The sequence below is a fragment of the Mesorhizobium sp. LSJC280B00 genome (assembly GCF_000502835.1).
GTDB lineage: Bacteria > Pseudomonadota > Alphaproteobacteria > Rhizobiales > Rhizobiaceae > Mesorhizobium.
In genome coordinates this window covers 1-2,014 of the sequence record NZ_AYVL01000101.1, presented here as the reverse complement: position 1 = coordinate 2,014, position 2,014 = coordinate 1, and the positions used below count along the sequence as shown (strand labels likewise).

Below are 2,014 nucleotides of genomic sequence, written 5' to 3'. Positions count from 1 at the left end.
CGTAAGGGCGACCTTAAGAGCGCAGCCTCGCTACCGTGCCGTCCTCTCGCAAGGCGGCCTTCGCCGGAGGGTATCCTCCCGGACGGATCGCGAGCACATGTTCGCAGCTTGCCAGCAGCATTCGTTTTGGAATGTTGAGATCACCGGCCCCCATGCCTGTGCGGAGCCAGATGGCGGTCGCAAGTACGCGGCGATGAACGACGGGCGGCACCGTTTCGTCAGGCAGTCCGCTCATTTGGACACACGCTCGGCGGACAATTTGGGCAAGAAGACCGTTCCGAGTCAGGCCGACCGCGTGCGACTTGAATATGTCTCGGCTAGTTCTGCCCCGCCGCTGTCTGACAATGAAGGCAGTGATGTCGGTGTCGTGTTCACGCGCCAACGGATTCTCGGCGTAACTGAGCCTGCCGTAAAGGTCCTGCCAGTTGTCCTTGTTAAAGAACTGGTGCTCGGATGGCCTGCTCCCGGGTTCGATACGTAGCCTTCACACCCACTGCGTCCAACAGGGGAGCAGGGTTGCGCGACACCTCGTTCACATACTCCCGCAAGACCTCACGCCTCAATAGGGCATGCGCAGTCGGGCCTGTAGGGCGCGGATTCTTCAAGACGGCTTGCAGGTTATTCTTTATCTCGTCGAGGCTCTGCCCGAAAATTCGAACCGAGGCCCCGATCCTGATGAGTTCGGCCACGACAGGGGCAGTGTTCTCGCGCGCCAACTTCCCGGAGACACCGAGAAGTTCCATCGCAACTGGCGCATCCAGATAGACAACGAGGTCGGTCTTATCGACCGAGGTCACCGGCTTCACAAAGTCCTGAACGACCTCGGTCAGAAGCCCGATAGCTGCAATCCGGGCAAGTACCTCAGCACTGCCTTGGTTCTCCTCGATTGCATGTTTGACGAAGCGCGCGCACAGGAATTTCTCTTCGTCTCGGAGGGAGGTCGTATTGGGGATTTCTACTACCTGCCGCAGCTTTCCTGACGCATCCGGTTTGACGCCCGCTTTGAACTCGATGCTCTTCTCGCTGAACGCTTCGACGTAAAGGAGCCATTCGACAAGGATGTCCTCGAACTCTTCGACGTCTCGGGGGATTGTAGTGAGTGGCGAAAGCGCTTCGGAGAACTCCTTAAACTGAGTGGCGATGCGGCGTAGCTCAGCCTCAACGGTCTGAGTGGATGCATCCGGCTCGCCGTTGTCAGCCATCTGAATCGTATACGTGGTATCCTTGGCACCTGCGATGTCAGCAACAATCCAGCCGTGACGCTCTAAGTAAGGGACAAATGTCTCGACCAGATCGGAGTTGAAGTTCCACTTGTACATATCGCGAATTGCTGCGGCGATGACATCTGGGTCGAGTTTGCTGCCATTGTGACGGCGCAAGATCGGATCGAAGAACGGCAGCAACCCTTCCAGCACGTTTCCGCTGTCATTTCCGAGTGCAGACAACGCCCCGTAAATGCGAACCGCCGACCGAGTAAGTTGCGTTGCCATGACCCGTATTGAACCGTTGCCTACGGTTGCAGACTAAGGGTCAACGTGGTCGCAGGCTACTGCTTATTGTGCATGTCAAGATGATCATGGTCGGTAATTGTTATGGTCAACGTCGCGGATAGACGCGAACAGCTTCCACCTCTCTTAGCCAAATCAATCCGAAGCGATCCGGCGCCCTAGTGGACGCTCCGCTTCCGAGCCGAGGCGTCGCAGTATGGTCACATCGGGGAAGGTCCGCTTCCGCTCATCGCAAACAGCCTCGAACCGTCGGGCTGAATGACCGCAAACAATAATCCATAGCCGACGATCGCGATCACTGGCCTTGGAATGTCTGGCAAGGGTCAGGAGCGCTGGTTGCGCTCAACGTCGGGTTTCGGGAAAGTTGTGTGCGTCAAGTTCTGCAAAATGGCGTGGCATTGCGGTGACGTCGGCGTGTCCGCCGCGCAGCCCCCGTGTTTAGCGGAGCGGCGGACACATGACGGTGCTCAGGCGGCCAAGGCCCTCAGGCTCTCCTTCTTGTGCTC

2 protein-coding genes are annotated in these 2,014 nt (G+C 57.9%); one reads left to right on the top strand and one right to left on the bottom strand.

Annotated features, from left to right (window positions below):
- The coding region (locus tag X773_RS77905) for a hypothetical protein (protein WP_210164213.1) at positions 1–481 on the top strand (481 nt) is incomplete at its 5' end.
- Here the strand turns inward: X773_RS77905 and X773_RS73420 are convergent.
- Positions 435–1,490 carry a hypothetical protein gene (locus tag X773_RS73420; RefSeq protein ID WP_031213483.1) on the bottom strand — a complete coding sequence of 352 codons (1,056 nt, stop codon included), beginning with the start codon at positions 1,488–1,490 and terminating at the stop codon, positions 435–437. The genes X773_RS77905 and X773_RS73420 overlap by 47 nt on opposite strands.
- Positions 1,491–2,014 lie beyond the last annotated feature (524 nt).

Coding starts and splice junctions, on each gene's coding strand:
- X773_RS73420 (WP_031213483.1), bottom strand. CDS start 1,490: ATGGCAACGCAACTTACTCGGTCGGCGGTTCGCATTTACGGGGCGTTG.